The sequence below is a fragment of the Streptomyces sp. NPDC030809 genome (assembly GCF_055572195.1).
Window position 1 is genome coordinate 181,037 of sequence record NZ_JBVIDV010000017.1, and the last position, 21,437, is coordinate 202,473.

A 21,437-nucleotide genomic window follows, 5' to 3' on the forward strand; every position below is an offset into this window, starting at 1 on the left:
GGCTGGGCGGCAGGTCGGCCGAGCCGCTCCGCGGTGAGCCGGACGGTTCGGTCGTTCCGCCGTGGATCGGGGCGGACGCCCCTTCCGGTCCGCCACCGGGACGTCCGGGCCGGGCGCCCGAACCGCCGTCCGATCCGCGGCGGGGCAGGGCGGGCAGGCCGCCCCAGCCGCCTGCGGGGGTGTCCGACGGACCGTCATCCGGGGTGCGGGGCACGGGAGTGTCCGAGGGGCCGGACGGGCCCTGCGGAGCGCGCGCGTCCGACGGGGCGCCGGGGGTCGTCGAGGAGCCGTGCGCGAGGGTGCCGTGCCGGTGCGGCGGGGGGTCCGCGGGCAGCCCGGGGGGCGGGGGTGCAGCCCCCGGGTCCTCCGGGTCCGGGTCCGGGGAGACCAGGCGGGCGGCGGAGGCGAAGCGGGTGTCCACCGTGTCGGGGGCGGCGGGCCGGGGCGGGGCCGGCGCCCGGGGCGTGTCCGGGGCGGGCTCCTCGTAGAGCCGCCGCCACCAGTCGTCCGCGTCTCCCTGCTGACTCATGCCCTTATTGTCGGCCGCGCACGGCGGGTGAAAACGGGTCATCGCGAAAATCCGCGGCACCGTCCGGCCGCCGGACGGCCCCCGCCCGCGGAAGAGATCCGCCGGGCGGCCCCACCCCCCACGGGAAGGCCGCCCGGCGGATCCGCCTTGCGGTGCGCCGGCTCCTGGTCCTGGGTGTATGGATCACGAGCGTTGTCAACAGGCTCGTGATCCATACACCTAGGTCGTGTCTTTCGGATATTGCCGGTCAAGCCCGCGGCGTCTGGTGCCACTGCGTTCGCTGCGCTCACTCCGTCTCGGCTCTCTGAGCCTTCCTTCGGATGCCGAGCGCATCGCAAGGCGGAGGGTAGACCGCCGTACTGGACGTACTCGGTCTGCCCGGCAGCTCGGCATCCAAGGGCCTTCAAGAAGAGCCGAGACGAAGCGAGCGGAGCGAGCGCAGTGCCGCGAGGCGCGGTGCCAGGCGTCGCGGGTCAGGCAAGATCCGGAAGACGCGGCCTAGCGCACGTCGTACGCGCGCTGGACCGTCTGGGTGACGGTGGCGCCGTTGCGGTCGGTCAGTTCGGCCTTGAGGGAGACCTGCCGGCCGGAGGCCCCCGCGTGGTCGACGACCGCGCTCCACCTGCCGCCGCGTCCGGTCACCTTCGCCTCGGTCCAGTGTTCGCCGTCGTACGAGTACGAGAGCCTGGCGGAGGCGAGCGGCGCGGGGGTGTACCCCGCGTGTCCGCTGACGCTCAGTCCGATGACCTGCCCGTCCGCGGCCGCGAGGGTCTTGAGCCCGTCCTCGGGCAGCGCGTAGCCGGGGAAGAGGACCGGAAGCGGCTGCGAGAAGGCGGATGCGTCGAGCGCGGACCGGAAGGTCCAGGTGGTCTGCACGGCGGCGGACCGCTTCCAGACCCGGGCGGGGGCGCCGAACTTCTCGACGGACTGGGTGAGTTCGTACGTACCCGGCTCGGCGGGGACCTCGAACACCCCGGACGGGTAGCCGCTTTCGCCGAGGGTCTCCCCGTCCCGCTTGAGGACCAGGTTGCCGAGGTCGCCGAAGCCGCCCTGCTGTGCGTAGTGCCCGCCGTCCCCCCACGGGGCGGAGGCGAAGCCGATCAGGTTGCCCTGGCGTTCGGCGGCGAGCAGCGGCGCGCCCGCGGTGTCGCGGGGGGCGACGGGCGCGATCACGCCGTCGTACCAGCGCTCGGTGCGGCGCTGCCCCGGGGTGTAGGTGCGGTGCCGGTCGGTCATGAACTCGCCCCAGGGGAAGCTGGAGGAGAGCAGGTGCTCCCAGGCGGTGTCCCCGGCGGTGTAGTACTCGGTGCGCACCCCGGGTGCGGCCACCGTCTCCAGGCTGCCGAAGTACACGGCGTGGCCGAGCGGGCGGTACGCGGCGACGAGGTCCACGTAGTCGGCGGCGACGCCCATGGAGCCGTAGCGGGCGCGGACGGTGCCGAGCTCCCGGTCGTGCACCCGGTAGGTGCGGTCGGTCCGCACCGCGCCCTTCTCGGTCTGGGCGAGGCTGTAGACGTACGGGCTGTTCGCGGTGGCCTGCCAGGTGACGGCCGCCGGGCCCGCGGCCAGCCGGGCGAGGACGGCCCGGGCCTCGGTGCGTTCGAGGGTGAGGACGGGCAGGGGGCCGCCGCCGTATCCGGTGAAGCCGGTCCAGCGGCCGGGTGCCTCGCGGTGGGCGAGGACGGCCTTGGCCCCGGCGGCCCCGGCCGCACGGGCCACCTGGCCCAGGGAGGCGTCGGCGGCCTTGACGAGGACCACGGCGCCCGCGGCGCCGGCCGCGGCCAGCTCCTCCGGGGTGCCGGTGCCGGCATCGACGAGCGGGGCGCTGCCGGCGCCGTCGAGGTTGTCGCCGCCGAGCGAGGTGGTCAGCGGGTGCAGGGCCGGTCCGCCGGCCACCTTCAGTGCGGCGATCTGGGGTGCGGCGGCCCGCCAGTAGCTGCCGAACTCGAAGCTGCCGTCGGAGGCGCGGCCCTCGACGGAGGCGTAGTAGCCGCGGATGGTGCGGCCGCCCGCGGCGGTGCCGGCGTGCAGCCAGGTGTCCTTCCAGCTGCGGGCGAAGGACAGGGTGGTGGAGCGGGCCTCGGTGGGCCGGTCGGCGGCGATGCGCAGCCGGGCGGCCCTGCGGGCGTCGAGCACCAGGGTGGTGTCCTTGCGGATCTCCGTCTGGGGCCGGCCGAGGTAGGTGAGGGAGTCGGTCAGCTCGGCGCCCTCGCCGGGGTCGGGAGTGGCGACGAAGGCGGAGAGGAAGTACGCGCCGGGGCGGATCCGGTAGAGCTGCTGGGCGGCGCCCTCGTTGAAGCGGCGTTCGCCGGTGGCGTCGTCGGTGCCGATGAGGTCGAGGGAGGAGGGCCCGGTGGCGGGGTGCCCGGCGCGGTCGATCAGCTTCACGCGCAGGGTGACGGTCTCGGGTTCGACGTAGAGGGCGAAGGGGGTGGCGACGCGGATCCCGCCGGCGGTGGCGAGGACCCGGCCGGTGACGTCGCCGTACTGGGCGCGGTCGAGCCGGGCTGCGGGGTCGAGGGCCAGGGGGACCGTGACGGTGGCACCGGCGGGCACGGTGACGGTGCTGCGGCCGAGGCGGGCCACGGGGCTGCGGACGGCGGAGCCGTCGTTGCCGGTGACCTTCGCGAGGGAGAGGTGCAGGGTGACGGGCCGGGTGCCGTGGTTGGTGTACGGGACCTGCACCGTGGTGCGGTCGCCAGGGTGCTGCGGCCAGGAGTGGGTGCCGCCCTGGACGGCGGGGGCGCTGGTGACGGTGGTGTCCACGGCGGCCTTGACGTCGAGGCGGCCGGCGCCGGTCTGGCGCACGTCGCCGGGGACGGCGCTCTGCGCGGAGCCGACGAGGGCGGCCTTGATCTGCGGTCCGGTCCAGTCGGGGTGGCGCTGCTTGACGACGGCCGCGGCGCCGGCGACGTGCGGGGCGGCCATGGAGGTGCCGGACATGGACTGGTAGGCGTACACGCCCCGGCCGCCCGCGTTGGCTGCGGAGATCCCCACCCCGGGGGCGGCGATCTCGGGCTTGAGGGTGTGGGCGAGTCCGGCCGGGCCGCGGCTGGAGAAGGGGGCGGTGGCGTCGGTGCGGTCGACGGCTCCGACGGTCAGCACGGCGGGGGTGCAGCCCGGGGAGGAGACGGTGTTGTTGCCGGGGCCGGAGTTCCCGGCGGCGATGACGAAGAGGGTGCCGCTGTCCTTGGCGAGCTTCTCGGCGGCGGCGCTCATCGGGTCGGTGCAGTCGGTCTCGGAGGGGTTGCCGAGGCTCATGGAGACCACGTCGGCGTGCTGGGCCACGGCCCATTCCATGCCGGCGATGATCCAGGAGTCCTGGCCGTAGCCCTGGTCGTTGAGGACCTTGCCGCTGAGGAGTTGCGCGCCGGGGGCGACGCCCCTCTTGGCCCCGCCGCCGGCCGCTCCGGAGCCCCCGACGGTGGAGATGGTGTGGGTGCCGTGGCCCTGCCGGTCCTCGGGGGTGTCGGAGTCGGTGAAGTTCTCGGCGGCGGCGATGCGGCCCTTGAGGTCGGGGTGGCCGAGGTCGCTGCCGGTGTCGAGGACGGCGACCCGGGTCCCGGTGCCGTCGTAGCCGGCGGCCCAGGCGGCGGGGGCGTTGACCTGCCGGGTGGAGCGCTCCAGGGTGGCCTGCACCTTGCCGTCGAGCCACAGCTTCTTCAGCTGTCCGGCGGTGCGGGCGCGGGGGCGGGTGAGGTCGGCCCAGAACGCGGCGGCGCGGTTCTTGTCGGCGCTGAGGGCCACGCCGCCGACGGAGGGCAGGACGAGGGTGCGTTCGGCGCCGCGCGGGGCGGCCGGGGCGCTGCGGGCGGTGCCGGGGGCGTCCTCGTACACGGCGATGAGGGGGAGGCGTCCGGTGTGCGCGTCGTCGTAGCCCTGGCGGATGAGGCCGGTGACGTTGAAGAGCTCCTCGTCGACCGTGCCCGCGGCGAGGGCGGCCGCGGCGCCCTGCGGGTACACGTACAGGTCCTTGCCGGACTGCCGGGTCTGGACGAGCGGCTGGGAGCCGTCCTCGCGGGGCATGGCGGTGGCGGCGGTGCGGCCGGCGGCGTCGGTGGCGACCAGGATCCGGTCACCGGTGACGAGGGTCACGGTGACCGGGCCCGCGGGCTGCTTTCCGGCCGCGGCGCTGCCGACGAGTGGTCTCTGCCCCGCCTTCGCGTCGTACGGCTGTGCCGACGACGGGGCGACGGCGGTGACGGCGAGGACGGCGGCAGTCGCCGCTCCCAGTGCCGTACGCGGTATCGGGCGCATCGCTCTCCCCAGGTGAATTCCGGCCAATTGCTTCATTGCATGGCAAAGCAGCCGTGCAAGTGCCTTCCGGCCGGCGGATGTTGGTGCTGCGGTGGCTCGACCTTGGCAGAGGGGTGGGGGGTGCGGTGATGATGTCCCGAGGCGGGTTTGCGCCGTGGCCGTTTCCCGCCAGGCGAGAGTGCGAAGTGGGGTGGTCCGCATGTTGGGTGCGATCGGGCTGGACGAGGGGCAGGAGTCGGCCTACCGGGCCCTGGTGGCCATGGGGGCGGCCGAGGTGCCGGACCTCGCGCACCGGCTGACCCTGCCGGTGCCGCAGACCGAGCGGGCCCTGCGCCACCTGGAGCGGCACGGGCTGGCCGCGCAGTCCTCGGCGCGGCCGGGCCGGTGGGTGGCGGCCCCGCCCGGGGTGGCGCTGGGGGCGCTGCTGACCCAGCAGCGGCACGAGCTGGAGCAGGCGGAGCTGGCGGCGGCCCTGCTGGCGGAGGAGTACCGGGCGGAGGCCGCCGAGCCCGCGGTGCACGACCTGGTGGAGGTGGTGACGGGGGCGAGTGCGGTGGCGCACCGCTTCGTGCAGCTCCAGCTGGGGGCCGTCGAGGAGGTGTGCGCACTGGTCAGCGGGCGGCCGCAGGTGGTCACGGGCATGGACAACGAGGCGGAGGAGCAGGCCGCGCACCGCGGGGTGGAGTTCCGGGTGGTCATCGAGCGGGAGGTGCTCTCCCTGCCCGACGGGCTGACGGAGGCCTCGGCGGCGCTGAACCGGGGCGAGCAGGTGCGGGTGGTGGACGAGGTGCCGACGAAGCTGGTGATCGCGGACCGCAGCCTGGCGATGGTGCCGCTGACGGCCCGCGGGGCTCAGGCGGAGCCGGCCGCCCTGGTGGTCCATGCGAGCGGGCTGCTGGAGTCCCTGATGGGCCTCTTCGAGGCGGTGTGGCGGCAGGCCCTGCCGCTGCGGCTGGGGGCGCAGGGCGCGGTGGCGGAGGAGGCGGCGGCCCCGGACGCCACCGATCTGGAGATCCTGTCCCTGCTGCTGGCGGGCATGACGGACGCCAGTGTGGCCAAGCACCTGGATCTGGGGCTGCGGACCGTGCAGCGCCGGGTGAAGGGCCTGATGGAGGTGACCGGGGTGACCACCCGGCTCCAGCTGGGCTGGCAGGCGCACGAGCGGGGCTGGGTGGCCCGCTAGCGGAGGGTCGGCGTCTGGGTCAGGCTGGGCAGATGGATCTGCCTCAGCAATTCCTGGTGGGGCTGGTCATGCTGCTCGGGGTGGCGGGGGTGCTGGTGCCGGGCGTGCCGGGCACCCTGCTGGTGTGGGCGGCGATGCTGTGGTGGTCGCTGCACGAGAAGACCGGCCTGGCCTGGGTGCTGCTGGTGGCGGCGACCGGGGTGCTGCTGGTGTTCCAGGTGGTGAAGTGGCAGCTGCCGCCGCGCCGGCTGCGGGGCACGGGGGTGACCCGGCGGATGGCGGTGTACGCCGGGGCGGGGGCGCTGCTGGGGTTCTTCCTGGTGCCGGTGGTGGGGACGGTGCCCGGCTTCGTGGGCGGGATCTACCTGTGCGAGCGGCTGCGGCTGGGCAGCCACGGGGAGGCGGCGGCCTCGACGCGCACGGTGATGCGGGCGGTGGGCACGAGCGTGCTCGTGGAGCTGTTCGCCTGTCTGGTGGTGGCGGGGGCGTGGCTGGGGGCGGTGCTGTGGGGGTGACGGCGGACCCGTCCGGCGGCGGAGGACGGGGGTCCGGGACGGAGGACGGGGTCCGGGACGGAGGACCCGGTCCGGGACGGAGGACCCGGTCCGGGACGGAGGACCCGGTCCGGGCGAAGGACCCGGTCCGGGCGAAGGACCGGGGTCCGGCGGCGGCGGACCGGGCGAAGGACCGGGGTCCGGCGGCGGCGGACCGGGCGAAGGACCGGGGTCCGGCGGCGGCGGACCGGGGTCCGGGACGGAGCCCCGGACCCCGGCGCGGGTCAGCGCCCCAGCCCCCGCTTCGCGTCGTGGTTCGCGCGTCCCACGGCCGACTTCAGCCGCCAGTCGCGCCGGATCTCCGCCCGCAGCCGCGCGTCCGTCTTGGCCACGATCCGCTGGTTCTCGCGGAGCAGCTTGCGGTAGCTCTCCAGCCGCCGTTCCGGCAGCTCCCCGCTCTCCAGCGCCGCCAGTACCGCGCAGCCCGGCTCGCTCTCGTGGGCGCAGTCGTGGAAGCGGCACCGTTCGGCGTACTCCTCGATCTCGGAGAACACCTGGCCGACGCCGGCCTCCGCGTCCCAGAGCCCGACCCCGCGCAGTCCGGGGGTGTCGATGAGCACTCCCCCGCCGGGCAGCAGGAGCAGGTTGCGGGTGGTCGTGGTGTGCCGGCCCTTGCCGTCCACCTCGCGGGTGGCCTGGACCGCCATGAAATCGGTCCCGAGGAGGGCGTTGGCCAGGGTGGACTTGCCGGCGCCCGAGATGCCGAGCAGCACCGTGGTGCCGTCCGCGAGGAGCGCGGCCAGCACGTCCATGCCCTCCCCGCTGTGGGAGGAGACCGGCAGCACCTGCACACCGGGGGAGGTGGTCTCGACGTCCTGCACCAGGTGGGCCAGGACCACCGGGTCCGGCACCAGGTCCGCCTTGGTCAGGACGACCAGCGGCTGCGCCCCCGACTCCCAGGCGAGGGCCAGGAAGCGCTCGATGCGGCCGAGGTCGAGCTCGGTGGCGAGGGAGACCGCGATGATCGCGTGGTCCACGTTCGCCGCGAGGATCTGGCCCTCGGAGCGCTTCGAGGAGGTGGAGCGCACGAAGGCGGTCCGGCGGGGCAGGTACGCCTTGACGTAGCGCGGGGTGCCCGCGGGCTCGACGGCGGCCCAGTCACCGGTGCAGACGACCCGCAGCGGGTCGTGCGGGGTGACGAAGGCGGTGTCGGCGCGCACGGTGCCGTGCTCGGTGATCACGTCGCACTGCCCGCGGTCCACGCGGACCACCCGCCCGGGCACCAGGCCCTCGGCGGCGTACGGGGCGAACTCCGCGGCCCACTGCGCGTCCCAGCCGTACGGGGCCAGGGCGGCGCACTCCGCGGACGCGTCCGGGGAGGAGGTGGTGGAAACGGGGGAAGCAGAGGAAGCGGGAGAAGCAGAGGAGTTGAGCGTGTCGTAAGACAAGGGGAACCCTTCGGAGGGCGGCCCCGGCGCGATGGTTCTCGCTGGATTCGGTGTCAGCCGGAGGCCACGGAGGTGGTGAGGGAGGCTCGAATGCGGGCAGCGCCCTGCGTGGCAACACTCATCGAAGTCCCACCTCCTGGTTCCGGTCGCGCGGCACGGTCCTCGTGGACCGCCGTCCGCGGCAACATCCTCCGGGAGGCTACGGGGTGCCCCCGGGGCGGCGCCACCGAATATTCGCCGCCCTTCTCCGCCCCCCTCCGCACGAGGTCCGAAGCGCCTCCGCAGGATGTCCGAAGCGTTCAAGACCGGCCGGGCGGTGCGGCCGTAGCCTGCCGGCATGACTCCACGACTCGACATGATCGGCCTGGTCGTCTCCGACATGGCCGCCTCGCTCGCCTTCTACCGCCGGCTCGGCATCGGCATCCCCGCCGGGGCCGAGAAGGAGCCGCACGTGGAGGCCGTATTGCCGGGCGGATTGCGGGTGGCCTGGGACACCGAGGAGGTCATCCGGTCCTTCGACCCCTCCTGGCGGCGCCCCGAGGGCGGGGACCGGATCGGCCTGGCCTTCCTGTGCGACTCCCCCGCCGCCGTGGACGCGCTGTACGGGGAGCTGACGGCGGACGGGTACCGGGGGCACCTGCCGCCCTGGGACGCGGTGTGGGGGCAGCGCTACGCGGTGGTCCTCGACCCGGACGGTTCGGGCGTCTCCCTGTTCGCCCCGGCTGCGGCCGCAGGGGCGGCCGTGTAGGCGCCGAGAGTGGTCCCGGCCAGCCGCCGGGTCTCGCGCGCCAGGTGGGCCTGGTCCGCGTACCCGGTCCGCTGGGCCACCTCCGCGTACGGAACGCCCGCCCGGGCGAGGGCCAGGGCGCGGCGCAGCCGCAGGATCCGGCCCAGGGTGCGGGGGCCGTAGCCGAAGGCGGCCAGGGAGCGGCGGTGCAGCTGCCGCTCGCCGAGGCCGACGGCCGCGGCGAGGGCGGCCACGCTGCTGCCGGCCCGCAGCCGGGCGGTCACCTCGGCGGCGAGCGGGTCGGGCGGGCCGGTCTCCGCGGCGCGCCGGGCGGCCAGCCGCTCCAGGGCCGCCGCGGTGTCGGGGGCGGCGGCGATCCGGTCGGCGAGGGCCCGTACCCGCCGGGCGGGCCAGAGCTCGTCGAGGGCGGGGCGCGCGTCCAGCAGCTCGTACGCCGGTACGCCGAGCAGGGCGGGGGCGGCGCCGGGGGCGAAGCGGATCCCGGTGAAGACCCGGCCGGGGACCTCGCCGGCCCGGTGCGGGCCGGTGTCCGGCCCGGCCACGAGCAGCCGGCCGGCCACCCAGATCAGGTCCATGCAGCCGTCGGGCAGGACCGGGCCGCCGGGGCCCTCGGCGCGCCAGAGCACGGCGCCGGGCACGAGGGCGGACGGCCGTTCCGTGTACACGGCACCAGCGTAGGCCCGCACCGGCCTCCGGACCCCGCACACCGGCCTCCGGCTCCCGGGGCCCGGCCCCCGGCCGGACCCAAGGCCGGCCCCCGCCCCCTCCCCCTAGTGCGGATGCCGTTCCGTGTGCTTGCGCAGGCGGGACTGGTAGTCGTCGGGGGGGAGGAAGTTCGACCAGCGCTCCGGGAACTCCGAGGGCATGCCCGCGTCCTCGTCGTCCTCCGACTCGCCCTCGGCCAGGGCCCGCCAGGCCGCCGCCCGGGCGACCAGCTGGGCCGCCTCCGCCTCCCGTACCCGCTCGTTGGCCTCGCGGGCCGCGGCCGTGGCCACCGAGGGCCAGACCCGGTCGATGGCCGCGTTCACGGCCGCCCCGACCAGCACGGCGAAGGCCGAGATGCCGATCCACAGCAGGACGGCGACCGGCGCGGCCAGCGAGCCGTAGATGGTCGGCCCCTCGACGGTGTTGGTGAGGTAGATGCGCAGCAGGAAGCTGCCCAGCACCCACATGGCGAGGGCGACCAGCGCCCCCGGCACGTCCTCGATCCAGGGGGAGCGCACCGGAACGGACACGTGGTAGAGCGTGGTGAGGAAGGCGATGGACAGCAGGGTGACGGTCGGCCAGTAGAGCACCGCGATCACCTCGGTCCCCCAGGGCACCAGCCGGACCACGGCGTCCGGTCCGGCCACCATCAGCGGCAGCACGACGGCGCCGATCAGCAGGGCGACCACGTACAGCAGGAAGGCCAGCAGCCGGGTCTTGACGATGCCGCGCTGGCCGTCGAGCCCGTACATGACGGTGATGGTGTCGATGAAGACGTTGACGGCCCGGGAGCCGGACCACAGGGCGAAGGCGAAGCCGAGGGAGATGATGTCGGGGCGGCCGCGCCGGGTGACGTCGTCCAGGAGCGGCTTGGCGATGTCGTTGACGCCCCGGTCGGAGAGCACCGTGCCCACCGCCCGCAGGATGTTCTCCTCGATGCTGGCGACGGTGGTGGTGTCGGTCCAGTTGTCCACGTAGCCGAGGAGGCCGAGCAGGCCGAGGAAGAGCGGCGGCAGCGACAGCAGGGTGAAGAAGGCCGCCTCGGCGGCCAGGCCGAGGATCCGGTACTCGATGCACGAGTTGACGGTGTCCTTGAGCAGCAGCCAGGCCATCTTGCGCTTCGAGACGTTGCGGTAGAGGGAGCGGGCCCGGTGGAGCACGCCGGGGGGACGCTCGGGTGTTTCATTTGCTGGCTGCACGTCTTTACCGTATCGGCATGGCAGCCACCACCCATACCGTGAGCAACCAGGCCCCGCCGCTGGCGGGTCACGACGTCTACGGCGACGACCGCGTCCTCGCCGAGGGCATGGCCCGGCACCTGGCCGGAGCGCCCGCGGAGGTACAAGCGGAAGCGGCAGCGGAACTCGGCACGCTGGGTCGGGCGGCGGGCTCGGTGCAGGCGCAGGAGTGGGCGGCGCTCGCCGATGCGAACCCGCCGCGGCTGCGCACGCACGACCGGTACGGCAACCGGGTGGACGAGGTGGACTTCCATCCGGCCTGGCACCGTGTGCTGGGCAAGGCGGTGACCGCCGGGCTGACCGACGCCTGGGGGCGCGAGTACGGGCACCTGCGGCGCACGGCCGGATTCTTCGTCTGGTCGCAGGCGGAGGCCGGGCACGGCTGCCCGGTGTCGATGACGCACGCGGCGGTGCCCGCCCTGCGCACCGAACCGGAACTCGCCGCGGAGTGGGAGCCGCTGCTGACCTCGCATGTGTACGAACAGGGGCTGCGGCCGCCCGCACAGAAGTCCGGGGTGCTGTTCGGTATGGGGATGACGGAGAAACAGGGCGGCAGCGACGTCCGGGCCACCGCCACCCGGGCCGTGCCGCTGGACGCCGCCGGCGAGTACCTGCTGACCGGTCACAAGTGGTTCTGCTCGGCCCCGATGTCGGACGCCTTCCTGGTGCTGGCGCAGGCGGCCGGCCGCGGCGCGGCGGACACCGGGGCCGGGGCCGGGGCCGGCGGGGACCGGCTCACCTGCTTCCTGGTGCCGCGGGTGCTCCCGGACGGCACCCGCAACGTGTTCCTGATCCAGCGGCTGAAGGACAAGCTGGGCAACCGGTCGAACGCCTCGGCGGAGGTCGAGTTCGACGGGACCTGGGCCCGCCGGGTCGGGGAGGAGGGCCGCGGGCTGCGGACCGTGATGGAGATGGTGGCGGCCACCCGGGCGGACTGCGTGACCGGCTCGGCCGCGCTGATGCGGCAGGCGCTGACCCAGGCCGTGCACCACGCCTCGTACCGCAGCGCCTTCGGCGGGAAGCTCGTGGACAAGCCGCTGATGCGCAACGTGCTCGCCGACCTGGCGGTGGAGTCGGAGGCGGCGACCGTGCTCATGCTGCGGCTGGCGGCGGCGTACGACGCGGGGACGGACGAGGAGCGGGCCTTCCTGCGGCTCGCCGTGCCCGTGGCGAAGTACTGGGTGACCAAGCGGTGCACGCCGATGGTGGCGGAGGCGCTGGAGTGCCTGGGCGGCAACGGGTACGTGGAGGAGTCCGGGCTGCCGCGGCTGCTGCGCGAGTCCCCCGTCAACTCCCTCTGGGAGGGTTCGGGCAACGTCCAGGCCCTCGACGCGCTGCGCGCCCTCCAGCGGGAGCCGATGGCCCTGCACGCCTACCTGCGGGAGGTGGGGCAGGCCCGGGGCGCCGACCACCGGCTCGACCGGGCCGTCAAGGACCTGCTGACGGAGCTGGCCGACCTCCAGGGCATCGAGGCGCGGGCCCGGCGGGTGGCGGAGCGGATGGCGCTGGTGCTCCAGGGGGCCCTGCTGGTGCGCTGGGCACCGCCGGAGACCGCGGACGCCTTCTGCGCCTCCCGGCTCGGCGGGGACTGGGGAGGCGCGTTCGGTACGCTGCCGCACACGCTGGGTCTGGCGGCGCTGGTCGAGCGGGCGCGGATCCCTGGCTGACGGCGGCCCCAACCGCCGCGAGCCCGGATCCGGGCCCGGCACGGACGGGGGTGGCGCCGCGCCGACTCGGCGCCACCCCTGCCGTGGAGCCCCCGAGGAGGAGCTGCCGCGCCGCCCGGCGGCGCGTCCGCACAGTTTCGGTCGGGTGACCGGCACTTGGCGAGGGTTGCATGGCGTTGCAAGTCTGGGGACCGGTTCCGTCCCGTGGGGTGCGTGGGGAAGCGCACCCGCCGGTGGGCGGGTCCGGGTGCACGGCACGTCCGGTTCGTACGGGGAGGATCCGGTGACCAGTACCACGCTCGGCCTGTCGCAGCTTTCGGCCATGGACACCCGGCAGGCTGCGCGTCTGCTCAAGGGGGTCCGGGAGGCCGCGCTCACGGGGCGGCGGCCGCCCGCGGCCCCGCGCCCGGAGATCGCCGAGTCCTGGCGGCGGATGCTGGCGGGAGGGGTGCACCCGGACGTGGACGCCCGGTCCCGCACCCTGTCGGCGGCCGAGACCGAGCAGCGCCGGCAGGACTCGCCGCTGCGGGACCTCCTGCCGGTGCTGCGCGAGGGGCTGCTGCCCGCGCTGGACGAGGTCCTGCACATCATGGTGGTCGCGGACGCCGACGGGCGGCTGCTGTGGCGGGAGGGGCACGCCTCGATCCTGCGCAAGGCGGACCGGCTGGGCTTCGAGGTGGGCGCGCACTGGGACGAGGCGGTGGTGGGGACCAACGGGGTCGGGACGGCGCTGGTGACCCGGCGCCCGGTGCAGGTGTTCTCGGCCGAGCACTTCGTCTCCAGCCACCACGAGTGGACCTGCGCGGGGGCGCCGGTGCACGATCCGCGGGACGGCCGGCTGCTCGGGGTGGTGGACGTGAGCGGCCCGCTGGCGACGATGCACCCGGCGACCCTGTCCTGGGTGGCCTCGGTGGCCCGGCTGGCGGAGAGCGAGCTGCGGATCCGGCACCTGTCCTCGCTGGCGGGGCTGCGCGCGGTGGCGGCCCCGCTGCTGGCCCGGCTGCCGGGGCGGGCGCTGGCCGTGGACGCGCACGGCTGGACGGCGGCGGTGACCGGCATGCCCCCGGTGGACCGGGTTCCGCTGCCCCGGGACTTCGCCGCGGGTCCGGTGTGGCTGCCGAGCCTGGGCCCGTGCGTGGCCGAGCCGCTGCCGGGCGGCTGGCTGGTGCGGGTGGACGGGACGCCCACCGGCGCGGAGGCGGGCCGGGTGGTGCTGGACCTGTCGCAGCCGCGGCGGTGGACGGCGACGGTGTACGGGGCGGCCGGCAGCTGGAGCCAGGAGCTGAGCCCGCGCCATGCGGAGCTGCTGTTCCTGCTGGCCGAGCATCCGGCCGGGCTGAGCGCGGCGGAGCTGGCCGGGGAGGTGTTCGGGGATCCGAGCCGGACGGTCACCGTGCGTGCCGAGATCTCGCGGGTGCGGCGGCATCTGGCGGGGGTGCTCGCGCACCGGCCGTACCGGTTCGCGGACGGGGTGGAGGTGGAGGTCAGGCGGCCGCGGGAGCCCGTGGACCTGCTGCCGCACTCGCAGGCGCCCTCGGTGGTCGGGGCCCGCTTGGGGGCCGGCGGGCGGGCGTGATTCCCTGACGGGTATGGACACCGATCTCACCACCTGGTCGCTGGAGCAGACCTCGCCGGCGGACCTGCGGCCCGCCGTCGAGCCGGACGGCGACATCCGGATCGAGCGGGCCGCGGTCCCCTCGCCGGAGTTCAGCCGCTTCCTGTACGCCTCGGTGGGGGGTGACATCCACTGGACGGACCGGCTGGGGCTGACGTACGCCCAGTGGCAGGAGCACCTGGCGCGGCCCGGGGTGGAGACGTGGGTGGCGTACGACCGGGGCACCCCGGCGGGGTACGTGGAGCTGGAGCCGCAGCCCGAGGGCACGGTCGAGATCGTCTACTTCGGGCTGCTGCCCGCCTTCCGCGGCCGCCGGATCGGCGGGCACCTGCTCTCGGTGGGCACGGCGCGGGCATGGGACCTGGCCGAGCGCTGGCCGGAGCTGGAGCCGACGAAGCGGGTCTGGCTGCACACGTGCAGCTGGGACGGGCCCACGGCGATGGACAACTACCTGCGGCGCGGGTTCCGGGTCTTCCGGACCGAGACCGAGGCCAAGATCCAGCCCGCGACCCCGGGGCCCTGGCCGGGCGCCTGAGCCGGCCTCGGCAGCCCTGCGCGGGCTGCCACGAAACACCCGCAATCCGATCGAAAGCCGCTGGTGCGGCGTCCGTCGCCGGGCCGGCGGCGGGCGCCCGGGGCGGCCCCGGGGGGACGTCTTCCCAGCTCGCGGCCCCTTGGACCACCGGCGCCCCACAAGGTGACCCAGACCACAGCGTCCCATAAATCGAGACGCTTTGGTCCGAATAATGGACACTAGTGGACTCCTCCAAGACCCGCATGCCACGCTTCGGGCATGAATGGAGCTGGAATTGCCTTGGTGAGTCGGCGGCACGTCGACCTCGGCCGCATGGCCAGCGCCATCTGTCCGGCGAGCTGACGGAACCAGCACCGCCGCACTCCTCGCCGTCCCCGCCGTCGCGGACGCGTCGAACCCCTGAGGCCGCAAGCTGCCCCGCACACCGCCGGGGGGCCTCGCTTTGCCGCACCTGCAGCACATTCTCGCAGGTCACCGCAGTACAGGGGTCGTCTCAGCACTCCCTTGCCCCTGCCTTGAGCCGCCACCGAAGGACGTATCGCCATGGCCGCCACCCCCGAGAAGCCGACCGCTGCAACGCGCCGCAAGACCACGCGTCACCGCGGCGAAGGCCAGTGGGCCGTAGGCCACTTCACGCCCCTCAACGGAAACGAGCAGTTCAAGAAGGACGACGACGGTCTCAACGTGCGGACACGCATTGAGACGGTCTACTCCAAGGCCGGATTCGACTCGATCGACCCCAACGACCTGCGCGGCCGCATGCGCTGGTGGGGCCTCTACACGCAGCGCCGCCCCGGAATCGACGGCGGCAAGACCGCGATCCTGGAGCCGGAGGAGCTGGACGACGAGTTCTTCATGCTCCGCGTCCGCATCGACGGCGGCCGGCTGACCACCGAGCAGCTGCGCGTGATCGGCGAGATCTCCGAGGAGTTCGCCCGCGGCACCGCCGACATCACGGACCGCCAGAACGTGCAGTACCACTGGATCCGCATCGAGGACGTCCCGGAGATCTGGAACCGCCTGGAGGCGGTCGGCCTGTCGACCACCGAGGCCTGCGGGGACACCCCGCGCGTCATCCTCGGCTCCCCGGTCGCCGGCATCGCCGAGGACGAGATCATCGACGGCACCCCCGCCATCGACGAGATCTACCGCCGGATCGTCGGCAACAAGGACTTCTCCAACCTGCCGCGCAAGTTCAAGTCCGCGATCTCCGGCTCGCCGCTGCTCGACGTGGCGCACGAGATCAACGACATGGCCTTCGTGGGCGTGGTCCACCCCGAGCACGGCCCCGGCTTCGACGTCTGGGTCGGCGGCGGCCTCTCCACCAACCCCAAGCTGGGCGTGCGCCTGGGCGCCTGGGTCTCCCTGGAGGAGGTCCCGGACGTCTACACCGGCGTCATCTCGATCTTCCGCGACTACGGCTACCGCCGGCTGCGCACCCGCGCCCGCCTGAAGTTCCTCGTCGCCGACTGGGGCGCCGAGAAGTTCCGCCGGGTCCTGGAGGACGAGTACCTCGGCCGCAAGCTGGCCGACGGCCCGGCCCCCGAGCAGCCCGTGCAGCAGTGGCGCGACCACGTCGGCGTGCACCGCCAGAAGGACGGCCGCTTCTACGTGGGCTTCGCCCCGCGCGTCGGCCGGGTGGACGGCGCCACGCTCACCAAGATCGCGGACATCGCCGAGCAGCACGGCTCCGGCCGGGTGCGCACCACCGCCGAGCAGAAGATGATCGTGCTCGACGTCGAGGAGCCGCAGGTCGAGTCGCTGGTCTCCGCCCTGGAGGCGCTGGACCTGCGGGTCAAGCCGTCCCCGTTCCGGCGCGGCACCATGGCCTGCACCGGCATCGAGTTCTGCAAGCTCGCCATCGTCGACACCAAGGGCCGCGGCCAGACCCTCATCGAGGAGCTGGAGCGCCGGCTGCCCGAGTTCGACCAGCCGCTCACCATCAACATCAACGGCTGCCCGAACGCCTGCGCCCGCATCCAGGTCGCGGACATCGGCCTCAAGGGCCAGCTGGTCCTGGACGAGGACGGCAACCAGGTGGAGGGCTTCCAGGTGCACCTGGGCGGCGCCCTGGGCCTGGAGGCCGGCTTCGGCCGCAAGGTCCGCGGGCTGAAGGTCACCTCCGCGGGGCTGCCCGACTACGTCGAGCGGGTCGTGCGCCGCTTCGAGGCGGAGCGCGAGGACGGCGAGCGGTTCGCGACCTGGGTCGGCCGTGCGAGCGACGAGGCCCTGTCATGAGCGAGCGCGCCGCACCGTTCTACTGCCCGTACTGCGGCGACGAGGACCTGTTCCCGAACGAGCAGGGCCACGGCGCCTGGGAGTGCCGGGCGTGCAATCGGGCCTTCCAGCTGAAGTACCTCGGGCTGCTGGCCCGCGGTTTTCAGTCCAACGGCACTGGCGGGGAAGAGATATGACGAGGACTCAGAATGCCGAGGCGCTCCGGGGACTGGCCGAGCAGGCGGGCCGCGACCTGGAGGACGCCCCCGCGCTGGACATCCTGAAGTGGGCCGCGGAGACCTTCGGTGCGAAGTTCTGCGTGACCTCCTCCATGGAGGACGCGGTCGTCGCCCACCTCGCCTCCCGGGCCTTCCCCGGCGTGGACGTGGTCTTCCTCGACACGGGCTACCACTTCGAGGAGACCATCGGCACCCGCGACGCGGTCGAGGCCGTGATGGACGTCAACGTCATCACCCTCACCCCGCGCCAGAGCGTCGCCGAGCAGGACGCCGAGTACGGGCCGAAGCTGCACGACCGCGACCCGGACCTGTGCTGCGCCCTGCGCAAGGTCAAGCCCCTCGAAGAGGGCCTGGCCGGCTACGACGCATGGGCCACCGGCCTGCGCCGCGACGAGTCCCCCACCCGGGCGAACACCCCGGTGGTCGGCTGGGACGAGAAGCGGCAGAAGGTCAAGATCTCGCCGATCGCCCGCTGGACCCAGGACGACGTGGAGGCCTACGTGGCCGAGCACGGGGTCCTGACCAACCCGCTCCTCATGGACGGCTACGCCTCCGTCGGCTGCGCCCCCTGCACCCGCCGGGTGGCCGAGGGCGAGGACGCCCGGGCCGGCCGCTGGGCCGGGCGGACCAAGACGGAATGCGGGCTGCACGGCTGATGACGACGACCGAACGTACGGACACCACGGAGAACCAGATGAGCGTGACCGGCCAGGGAGCCACGGTGTGGCTGACCGGTCTGCCGAGCGCCGGCAAGACCACCATCGCGTACGCGCTGGCCGAGCGGCTGCGTGCCGAGGGCCACCGGGTGGAGGTCCTCGACGGCGACGAGATCCGCGAGTTCCTCTCGGCCGGCCTCGGCTTCACCCGCGAGGACCGCCACACCAACGTGCAGCGGATCGGCTTCGTCGCCGAACTCCTCGCGCGCAACGGCGTCAAGGCGCTGGTGCCGGTGATCGCCCCCTACGCCGACAGCCGCGAGGCCGTCCGCAAGCGCCACGCGGCCGCCGGCACCAACTACCTCGAAGTGCACGTGGCCACCCCGGTCGAGGTGTGCTCCGAGCGCGACGTCAAGGGCCTGTACGCCAAGCAGGCGGCGGGCGAGATCTCCGGTCTGACCGGGGTGGACGACCCGTACGAGGCCCCGGCCGACCCGGACCTGCGCATCGAGTCCCACACCCAGACCGTCCAGGAGTCCGCGGCATCGCTGCACTCGCTGCTCGCCGAGAAGGGCCTCCTGTGAGCGACGCACGTGCGGCCACCGGGCCGCAGACGACCATGACTGCCGCAGCTGCGCGCCGCGCGGGCGGAGAAGCGAACGAAAGGGGTACGGCATGACCACCGCCGCGCACCTGCACACCGAGTCCGGCTCGGACGCCCCGTACGCGCTGTCCCACCTCGACGCCCTCGAATCCGAGGCGGTGCACATCTTCCGCGAGGTGGCGGGCGAGTTCGAGAAGCCGGTGATCCTGTTCTCCGGCGGCAAGGACTCCATCGTCATGCTGCACCTGGCGCTGAAGGCGTTCGCCCCGGCGCCGGTCCCCTTCTCCCTGCTGCACGTGGACACGGGCCACAACTTCCCCGAGGTCATCGAGTACCGCGACCGCACGGTGGCCGAGCACGGCCTGCGCCTGCACGTGGCCTCGGTGCAGGACTACATCGACCGCGGCGTCCTCAAGGAGCGCCCGGACGGCACCCGCAACCCGCTGCAGACCGTCCCGCTGACCGAGGCGATCCAGCAGCTGAAGTTCGACGCGGTCTTCGGCGGCGGCCGCCGCGACGAGGAGAAGGCCCGCGCCAAGGAGCGGGTGTTCTCGCTGCGCGACGAGTTCTCCCAGTGGGACCCGCGCCGCCAGCGCCCCGAGCTGTGGCAGCTCTACAACGGCCGCCACGCGCCCGGCGAGCACGTCCGCGTCTTCCCGCTGTCCAACTGGACCGAGCTGGACGTGTGGCAGTACATCGACCGCGAGGGCATCGAGCTGCCGGAGATCTACTTCGCCCACGAGCGGGACGTGTTCCTGCGCAACGGCATGTGGCTCACGGCCGGCGAGTGGGGCGGCCCGAAGGACACCGAGACGGTGGAGAAGCGGCTCGTCCGCTACCGCACCGTCGGCGACATGTCCTGCACCGGCGCCGTCGACTCCGACGCCACCACGCTCGACGCCGTGATCGCCGAGATCGCCGTTTCCCGCCTCACCGAGCGGGGCGCGACCCGCGCCGACGACAAGCTGTCCGAGGCCGCGATGGAAGACCGCAAGCGCGAAGGGTACTTCTAGCCATGACCAGCACCACCGAGCAGCTCAGCACCACCACGCTGCTGCGCTTCGCCACCGCGGGTTCCGTCGACGACGGCAAGTCCACCCTGGTGGGCCGTCTGCTGCACGACTCCAAGTCGGTCCTGGAGGACCAGCTGGAGGCCGTGGAGCGAGTGTCCGCCGACCGCGGGCAGGACGCCCCGGACCTGGCGCTGCTGACCGACGGCCTGCGCGCCGAGCGGGAGCAGGGCATCACCATCGACGTCGCGTACCGGTACTTCGCCACCGCGCGCCGCCGGTTCATCCTGGCCGACACCCCCGGGCACGTGCAGTACACCCGGAACATGGTCACCGGCGCCTCGACCGCCGAGCTGGCCGTGGTCCTGGTCGACGCGCGCAACGGCGTGGTCGAGCAGACCCGCCGGCACGCGGCCGTGGCCGCCCTGCTGCGCGTCCCGCACGTGGTCCTGGCCGTGAACAAGATGGACCTGGTCGGCTACGAGGAGGCGGTCTTCGCGAAGATCGCCGAGGAGTTCACCTCGTACGCCTCGGAGCTGGGCGTCCCGGAGATCACCGCGATCCCGATCTCGGCGCTGGCCGGCGACAACGTGGTGGACCCGTCCGCCCACATGGACTGGTACGGCGGCCCGACGGTGCTGGAGCACCTGGAGACCGTCCCGGTCAGCCACGACCTGACGGCCTGCCCGGCGCGGTTCCCGGTGCAGTACGTGATCCGTCCGCAGACCGCCGAGCACCCCGACTACCGGGGCTACGCGGGCCAGATCGCCTCCGGCGTGCTGCGCGTCGGCGAGGCCGTGACCGTGCTGCCCTCGGGGAGGACCAGCGTCATCGAGGGCATCGACGCCCTCGGCGAGAGCGTGGACATCGCCTGGGCCCCGCAGTCCGTGACCGTGCGCCTGGCCGACGACATCGACATCTCCCGCGGGGACCTGATCGCCCCGACCGCGAGCGCCCCGGCCACCACGCAGGACGTGGTCGCGACGGTCTGCCACGTCGCCGACCAGCCGCTGGCGGTCGGCGCGAGGGTGCTGCTCAAGCACACCACGCGCACGGTCAAGGCGATCGTCAAGGAGATCCCCTCGCGGCTGACCCTGGACGACCTGTCCCAGCACCCGGACCCCGGGCAGCTGGTGGCCAACGACATCGGCCGGGTCGTCGTCCGCACCGCGGAGCCGCTCGCGCTGGACGCGTACGCCGACTCCCGCCGGACGGGTTCCTTCCTGCTGATCGACCCGGCCGACGGCACCACGTTGGCGGCGGGCATGGCGGGCGAGTCCTTCGCCTCCAAGGCCCGGGAGACCGCGCAGGACGACGAGGGATGGGACTTCTGACCATGCCCGCCGACATCTACTCGACCTTCGCCAAGGAGGGCGGCCGCATCGGCAGCGGCGCCCTCGGCAGCGGCCAGGGAGGGGTGGCCCGATGTGCGTGCTGACCGCCTCCGCCCCCGCCCCGCTCCACGAACGAAGACGTCGGAAAACCTGACGTACCGAGAGGAAACCCTCCCGTGTCTGCTCCCCGCACCACCCTGCACCGCGGCCTCGCCGCCGCTGCCGCCCTGCCCCTGCTGATCGCCGCCCTCGCCTCCTGCGGCTACGGCTCCGAGGCCCCGGCCGAGGAGAAGGACGCGAAGTCCAATGTCTCCTCGACGGGGAAGAAGCTGTCGGCGGACAGCGTGCGGATCGGCTACTTCCCGAACCTGACGCACGCGACCGCGCTGGTCGGCATCCAGGAGGGGCTGATCGCGAAGGAGCTGGGCGGGACGAAGATCGCTCCGCAGACCTTCAACGCGGGCCCGTCGGAGATCGAGGCCCTCAACGGCGGGTCCCTGGACATCGGTTTCATCGGCCCCTCGCCGTCGATCAACGCGTACGTGAAGTCCAAGGGCAAGAACCTGCGGATCATCTCGGGTGCGGCCTCCAGCGGGGTGAAGCTGGTGGTCGACCCGGCGAAGATCAAGACCCTGGACGACGTCAAGGGCAAGCGGATCGCCACTCCGCAGAAGGGGAACACGCAGGACGTCGCGTTCCTCAACTGGATCGCGGAGAAGGGCTGGAAGGTCGACTCCGAGAGCGGCAAGGGCGAGGTGTCGGTGGTGCGCACCGACAACAAGGTGACGCCGGATGCCTACAAGTCGGGGTCGATCGACGGTGCGTGGGTGCCGGAGCCGACCGCGTCGAAGCTGGTGGCCGGTGGTGCGAAGGTGCTGCTGGACGAGACGAGCCTGTGGCCGGAGAAGAAGTTCGTGATCACGAACGTGATCGTGTCGCAGAAGTTCCTGGCGGAGCA

The 21,437-nt window shown here is 73.7% G+C and carries 18 protein-coding genes; 14 read left to right on the forward strand and 4 right to left on the reverse strand.

What is annotated here, in order from left to right:
* Positions 1-1,027 precede the first annotated feature (1,027 nt).
* Positions 1,028-4,786 (reverse strand): S8 family peptidase, encoded by a 3,759-nt coding sequence (locus tag ACZ407_RS22985; protein WP_468131073.1) that lies wholly within the window; start codon positions 4,784-4,786, stop codon positions 1,028-1,030.
* Between the two features lie 199 nt (positions 4,787-4,985).
* Here ACZ407_RS22985 and ACZ407_RS22990 point away from each other — a divergent pair, with 199 nt between their 5' ends.
* A complete protein-coding gene (locus ACZ407_RS22990) occupies positions 4,986-5,969 on the forward strand; it encodes a helix-turn-helix domain-containing protein (protein ID WP_468131075.1) in 984 nt (327 codons plus the stop codon).
* A 32-nt stretch (positions 5,970-6,001) separates the two neighbouring features.
* The gene (locus ACZ407_RS22995; RefSeq protein WP_468131077.1) at positions 6,002-6,484 is read left to right on the forward strand and encodes a DUF456 domain-containing protein; all 483 of its coding nucleotides are present in this window, start codon (positions 6,002-6,004) and stop codon (positions 6,482-6,484) included.
* Positions 6,485-6,747: 263 nt separating this feature from the next.
* On the opposite strand, the gene rsgA is transcribed toward ACZ407_RS22995, so the two are convergent.
* Positions 6,748-7,812 carry a ribosome small subunit-dependent GTPase A gene (gene rsgA, locus ACZ407_RS23000; protein ID WP_468131119.1) on the reverse strand — a complete coding sequence of 355 codons (1,065 nt, stop codon included), beginning with the start codon at positions 7,810-7,812 and terminating at the stop codon, positions 6,748-6,750.
* A gap of 436 nt (positions 7,813-8,248) precedes the next feature.
* Between rsgA and ACZ407_RS23005 the strand changes: the two genes are divergently transcribed.
* Complete coding sequence (locus ACZ407_RS23005) at positions 8,249-8,659, forward strand: VOC family protein (protein ID WP_468131079.1); 411 nt, start codon at positions 8,249-8,251, stop codon at positions 8,657-8,659.
* Here the strand turns inward: ACZ407_RS23005 and ACZ407_RS23010 are convergent.
* Both ACZ407_RS23010 and ACZ407_RS23015 read right to left on the reverse strand, forming a co-directional pair.
* Positions 8,581-9,324: a helix-turn-helix domain-containing protein gene (locus ACZ407_RS23010; RefSeq protein WP_468131081.1), complete on the reverse strand. Its 744-nt coding sequence runs from the start codon at positions 9,322-9,324 to the stop codon at positions 8,581-8,583. The genes ACZ407_RS23005 and ACZ407_RS23010 overlap by 79 nt on opposite strands.
* A 105-nt stretch (positions 9,325-9,429) precedes the next feature.
* Positions 9,430-10,563: a YihY/virulence factor BrkB family protein gene (locus tag ACZ407_RS23015; protein WP_468131083.1), complete on the reverse strand. Its 1,134-nt coding sequence runs from the start codon at positions 10,561-10,563 to the stop codon at positions 9,430-9,432.
* Positions 10,564-10,580: 17 nt separating this feature from the next.
* Between ACZ407_RS23015 and ACZ407_RS23020 the strand changes: the two genes are divergently transcribed.
* From ACZ407_RS23020 to ACZ407_RS23070, 11 genes are all read left to right on the forward strand, one after another.
* Entirely contained in the window at positions 10,581-12,269 is a 1,689-nt protein-coding gene (locus ACZ407_RS23020) for an acyl-CoA dehydrogenase family protein (protein WP_468131085.1), read from the forward strand.
* A gap of 283 nt (positions 12,270-12,552) precedes the next feature.
* Positions 12,553-13,845, forward strand: coding sequence for a GAF domain-containing protein (locus ACZ407_RS23025; RefSeq protein WP_468131086.1), 1,293 nt, complete (start codon positions 12,553-12,555; stop codon positions 13,843-13,845).
* 13 nt (positions 13,846-13,858) lie between these two features.
* Entirely contained in the window at positions 13,859-14,419 is a 561-nt protein-coding gene (locus ACZ407_RS23030; protein ID WP_468131088.1) for a GNAT family N-acetyltransferase, read from the forward strand.
* A 258-nt stretch (positions 14,420-14,677) separates the two neighbouring features.
* Entirely contained in the window at positions 14,678-14,761 is an 84-nt protein-coding gene (locus ACZ407_RS23035) for a putative leader peptide (RefSeq protein ID WP_468131121.1), read from the forward strand.
* 201 nt (positions 14,762-14,962) lie between these two features.
* A complete protein-coding gene (locus ACZ407_RS23040; protein ID WP_468131090.1) occupies positions 14,963-16,657 on the forward strand; it encodes a nitrite/sulfite reductase in 1,695 nt (564 codons plus the stop codon).
* Complete coding sequence (locus ACZ407_RS23045) at positions 16,654-16,833, forward strand: hypothetical protein (protein WP_468131091.1); 180 nt, start codon at positions 16,654-16,656, stop codon at positions 16,831-16,833. The genes ACZ407_RS23040 and ACZ407_RS23045 overlap by 4 nt, the downstream gene beginning before the upstream one ends.
* Entirely contained in the window at positions 16,830-17,531 is a 702-nt protein-coding gene (locus ACZ407_RS23050) for a phosphoadenylyl-sulfate reductase (RefSeq protein ID WP_468131093.1), read from the forward strand. The genes ACZ407_RS23045 and ACZ407_RS23050 overlap by 4 nt, the downstream gene beginning before the upstream one ends.
* A 38-nt stretch (positions 17,532-17,569) precedes the next feature.
* Complete coding sequence (cysC, locus tag ACZ407_RS23055) at positions 17,570-18,115, forward strand: adenylyl-sulfate kinase (RefSeq protein ID WP_468131123.1); 546 nt, start codon at positions 17,570-17,572, stop codon at positions 18,113-18,115.
* Positions 18,116-18,206: 91 nt separating this feature from the next.
* Positions 18,207-19,148, forward strand: coding sequence for a sulfate adenylyltransferase subunit CysD (gene cysD / locus ACZ407_RS23060; protein WP_468131095.1), 942 nt, complete (start codon positions 18,207-18,209; stop codon positions 19,146-19,148).
* 2 nt (positions 19,149-19,150) lie between these two features.
* A complete protein-coding gene (locus ACZ407_RS23065) occupies positions 19,151-20,479 on the forward strand; it encodes a sulfate adenylyltransferase subunit 1 (protein WP_468131097.1) in 1,329 nt (442 codons plus the stop codon).
* A 176-nt stretch (positions 20,480-20,655) separates the two neighbouring features.
* Positions 20,656-21,437, forward strand: a 782-nt coding sequence (locus ACZ407_RS23070) for an ABC transporter substrate-binding protein (RefSeq protein WP_468131099.1), incomplete at its 3' end; no start/stop codon positions are given.